This is a genomic window from bacterium (genome assembly GCA_027622355.1).
In the GTDB taxonomy this organism is placed as follows: domain Bacteria; phylum UBA8248; class UBA8248; order UBA8248; family UBA8248; genus JAQBZT01.
In genome coordinates, this window is record JAQBZT010000286.1 from 1 (window position 1) to 3568 (window position 3568).

The window sequence follows — 3568 nt, forward strand, 5'->3', positions numbered from 1 at the left end:
GAGCCGCTGAATCTGGCTCTTGGAGGCACGCCCGGCGCCGGAGAGGGATTTCTTGATCTCGGTGGCGCCGTAGCTTTGGACGGGAATGCCGGCCTGGGAGGCGGCAAGAAAGATCACCCCCCGGGCGTGGCCCATGATGATGGAGGTGCGCGGATGCTTGACGTGGCTGTAGAGGTTTTCCACCGCCATGATATCGGGCTGGAACTGGCGGATGATCTCGCTGAGGTCGCCGTGGAGCTCGGCGAGGCGCTCCTCGAGAGGGGCTTTTTCCGCCGGACGGAGAACACCGCCCTCCAGGAGGAGGGGCTCCGCCCGCTCGTCCTCCAGGACGAGGACGGCGTAGCCCGTCGTGCCGAGGCCCGGGTCTACGCCCAGAATTCGATAGCTTTGCGCCGCATCTGGCACGGCTTCCCTCGGGTGGGCGGAGAGGGCAGTTCTACGCAGAGAGTTGGGCCATCTCCTCCTCGGAGATGTCGAAATTCGCATAAACGTTCTGCACGTCGTCGTTGTCCTCGAGGAGTTCCATGAGGCGCAGCATCTGCTCGGCCACCTTGCCTTCCACCTTGACGGTGCTCTTGGGGAGCATGGCGAGTTCGGCCACCTCGGTTGCGATCTTGTGTTTTTCCAGGGCGCCGCGAACGTCCTCGAAGGCTTCCGGCAAGGTGCGAATCTCGTAGGCGGATTCGGTGGTTTCCATGTCCTCGGCGCCCGCTTCGAGAACGATGCCCATCAGGGTTTCCTCGTCCACGCTGTCGGTGGAGACGGTGAAGAGCCCCTTTTTTTCGAAAATCCAGGATACGGCATTCGGCTCGGCGAGGTTTCCGTTGTTTTTCGTCAAAATGCTACGAACCTCCGAGCCGGTGCGGTTGCGGTTGTCCGTCGTCACCTGTATGAGAACGGCGACACCGCCGGGGCCATAGCACTCGTAGGCGTACTCCTCGTAGTGGACGCCCTCGAGTTCTCCCGTGCCCTTGGCGATGGCGCGGTTGATGTTGTCCTGGGGCATGTTGGCGCCCTTGGCGGTCTGGATGGCGGAGCGCAGGCGGGGATTCCCCTCGGGGTCGCCCCAGCCGAGCCGGGCCGCGATGGTGATCTCCTTGATCAGTTTCGTGAAAATCTTGCCGCGTTTGGCGTCCAGCGCCCCTTTTTTTCGCTTGATGGTGCTCCATTTTGAATGGCCGGACATGGTGCCGATGCTCCCGTAGATCGAGACGGTTTCTTGTTTTCGGAGGGGGGGGGACCCGTTTCCTCCATGGCTTTGAATTCACTGAGTTTTCTAGCATGCGTGCGGGGGCAAGTAAAGAAGCCACTTCCGGGCGGCGGCCATTTCCGCCCCCGGGGCCGACCTCTAAGTCCTTCAATTATTTCCTGTTCTATCTGGATATTCGGCATACTCCTGTGTTGGAATCGCATAGAGGGGAAATGGACACAAAAGTATTAGGATGCTATTTTCGCGTGGTCTTTTTGATTCCTTGTCAAAATCTATGAATTTCTAGTGTGGATTGCTTTAATGGATAAGCTGGAGAGAGGGGTCCAGACTCTGCGCATCGAGGCCGAGGCGGTTTTGCGGCTGTCGGATCGCCTGGGAGCGGACTTCAGCAAGGCAGCGGACATCGTCCTTGGGTGCAAGGGGCGTGTGGTCGTCACCGGCATGGGCAAGAGCGGCCTCATCGGGCAGAAGATTTCGGCCACGCTTGCAAGTGTCGGTTCGCCTTCTTTTTTCATGCATCCGGCGGAGGGCCGCCACGGGGACCTGGGGATGGTGACTCGCGATGATGTGGTTATCGCCATCTCCTACAGCGGAGAGACGGAGGAACTCATTTCGCTCTTGCCGGTTTTTGCGCGGCTGGGCACTCCGGTGGTTGCCCTGACGGGAGGAATGGCGTCTACGCTGGCGAAAGAGGCGGATGTTGTGCTGGACGTGAGCGTGGAGCGGGAAGCTTGCCCATTGGACCTCACGCCGACGGCGAGCAGCACGGCGACGCTGGCCATGGGCGATGCGCTGGCGATGGCGGTCCTGGAAGCAAGCGGCTTCAAGGAGGATGATTTCGCGCGTTTTCATCCCGGCGGTGCGCTCGGGCGCCGGCTTATTCGGGTAAATGATCTCATGTGCACGGGAGATGCCGTCCCGTGTGTGCAGGTGTCCACCCCGCTGAGCGTTATCCTTCGCGAAATGAGCGCCAAGCGGCTGGGCATGACCTGCGTCGTAAGCGCGGGGGGGGAGCTGGTCGGCATTATCACCGACGGCGATCTCCGGCGCGCACTGGAGCGGACGAGTGGCCGCCTGGAGGCCTCGGCCCGGGATTTGATGTATCCCTCACCGCGGATGATCGCGAAGGAAGAATTGGCCGAAGCGGCCCTCAAAATGATGGAAGATGCCTCGATCACCTCGCTTGTGGTTTCGGATGGCTCGGGCCGGGGGGTGAAAGGCGTCATCCACCTTCATCACCTTTTGAGGGCAGGGGTGGTTTAAGGCACGAAAATTGCTTATCCTAGGGGGTGTGCGGCCAGTAAATACTGACAGCCAGAGAAAAAGTGAGCAAAGTTTTGTTTTGGGGGTGGTGAAGAAGAAAAAAAATAGAGTAAAATGAAAATAATAAAAATCAGACATAAAACTTCTAGACATAAAATCTTTTTTTGAGGATTTCGGCGTGTTGCCCATCGGTACCGTCATTCAATTGTCAGATCCGGAGCGGAAAGTGCGCATGCACACCCGGCTTCTGGGATGGCGGGAGGGGGAGAGCATCCTCCTGGAGCAGCCCGTTCGCAACGGCCAGGGGGTGCGGCTGAACCCGAACACCCCCCTGATCGGCAGAGGGGTTCACGAGGGGAGGGTGTGGGGCTTCCGCTCCGTGGTCACCCATCAGTCGTTTCAGCCTTTCCGGATTCTCTTCATCAAATTTCCCGAGCAGATGGAAGAGGTGGCGCTCCGGAAGGCGGAGCGGTTTCACATGAAAATAGATTCCATCATCTCGTCCCGGAAGATGGACTATGCAAATTTGAAAAAAGACGCGACGGCTCCCCATTGCGAAATACGCAACTTCAGCTCCGGGGGCTGCAATTTTTCGTCATCCTACCGTTTCGAGATCAATATGCCGGTGTTTTTGTCATTCGAATTGCCGACGGGCGGAAAGTCCGTTGAAAATTTGATGGGGTATGTCCGAAGCGTTGTGCGCGATCAAGGGGAAAACGTATACGGCGTTGAATTTGATGCGCGCAGCCCCTCGATCGCGGAGTTTCACGAATTCGTAAACATGGCGATCAACATCCGGAAAAATGCCGTGCTGGCCTCCCCCCTTCCCGTGTCCGTGAACTAGCGGCGCGCCCTTTTCTATTTCTCATCGTTTCATCGCAGATACGAGCGAATAGTGCCGCCTACTTCCATCCTCCCGGCCCAAAGATGAACAGGGCCAGCGCCGCGGCTACGAGAAGGGCGAGCCCCCCCGTATAGCCGGCGATGGACGATATGCGACTCCGAATCACCCGGCCGCAGATAAAACCAGCCACGGCGGGAAGCAGCGCAAGTGCCGAACGGCCGGCCGCCTCGCCGATCAGCAGGCCCGAGCCG

At 59.0% G+C, this 3568-nt stretch carries 5 protein-coding genes; 2 read left to right on the plus strand and 3 right to left on the minus strand.

Going from position 1 to position 3568, the window contains the following annotated elements:
• Window positions 1–405: crossover junction endodeoxyribonuclease RuvC (locus tag O2807_13515; protein MDA1001520.1), on the minus strand; the 405-nt coding region annotated here is incomplete at its 3' end.
• A 31-nt stretch (window positions 406–436) separates the two neighbouring features.
• A complete protein-coding gene (locus O2807_13520; GenBank protein MDA1001521.1) occupies window positions 437–1186 on the minus strand; it encodes a YebC/PmpR family DNA-binding transcriptional regulator in 750 nt (249 codons plus the stop codon).
• A 324-nt stretch (window positions 1187–1510) separates the two neighbouring features.
• On the opposite strand from O2807_13520, the gene O2807_13525 reads away from it, so the two are divergent.
• Both O2807_13525 and O2807_13530 read left to right on the plus strand, forming a co-directional pair.
• Window positions 1511–2473 (plus strand): KpsF/GutQ family sugar-phosphate isomerase, encoded by a 963-nt coding sequence (locus O2807_13525; GenBank protein ID MDA1001522.1) that lies wholly within the window; start codon window positions 1511–1513, stop codon window positions 2471–2473.
• Between the two features lie 178 nt (window positions 2474–2651).
• Window positions 2652–3317 (plus strand): flagellar brake protein, encoded by a 666-nt coding sequence (locus O2807_13530; GenBank protein ID MDA1001523.1) that lies wholly within the window; start codon window positions 2652–2654, stop codon window positions 3315–3317.
• 58 nt (window positions 3318–3375) lie between these two features.
• Here the strand turns inward: O2807_13530 and O2807_13535 are convergent.
• Window positions 3376–3568: hypothetical protein (locus O2807_13535; GenBank protein ID MDA1001524.1), on the minus strand; the 193-nt coding region annotated here is incomplete at its 5' end.

Excerpts from the sequence above, each read along its gene's own strand:
- O2807_13520 (MDA1001521.1), bottom strand. The coding sequence starts at position 1,186 with ATGTCCGGCCATTCAAAATGGAGCACCATCAAGCGAAAAAAAGGGGCG.
- O2807_13525 (MDA1001522.1), top strand. The coding sequence starts at position 1,511 with ATGGATAAGCTGGAGAGAGGGGTCCAGACTCTGCGCATCGAGGCCGAG.